The following is a 276-nucleotide window of genomic DNA, read 5'->3' as shown; positions in this document are numbered from 1 at the left end:
ATAGCTGAGTTGAAACCGACAGGAGAAGTATATGTACAAAGTGGGGTTTTACGTGCCAGTCAGCCATCTGGCATCGGTGAAGCAAGCGGTCTTTGCCTCTGGTGGTGGCCAGTTGGGGGAATACAGCCAATGTTGCTGGCAAGTGCTGGGAACCGGGCAATTTTGTCCGTCCACTGCGGCTAACCCTTATCTTGGCCAGTCCGGGCAGCTGACCCGGGTTGATGAATACCGGGTTGAACTGGTCTCTGCCGACGATTCTGTCCGGGCGGTGCTGGC

1 protein-coding gene is annotated in these 276 nt (G+C 56.2%); it reads left to right on the top strand.

What is annotated here, in order from left to right; all coding sequences use genetic code 11:
• Positions 1-31: 31 nt before the first annotated feature.
• Positions 32-276, top strand: a 245-nt coding sequence (locus Q4563_RS19670) for an NGG1p interacting factor NIF3 (protein ID WP_303605719.1), incomplete at its 3' end; no start/stop codon positions are given.

It is taken from the genome of Gilvimarinus sp. 1_MG-2023 (assembly GCF_030548285.1).
This window is presented reverse-complemented; position numbering and strand designations above follow the sequence as displayed.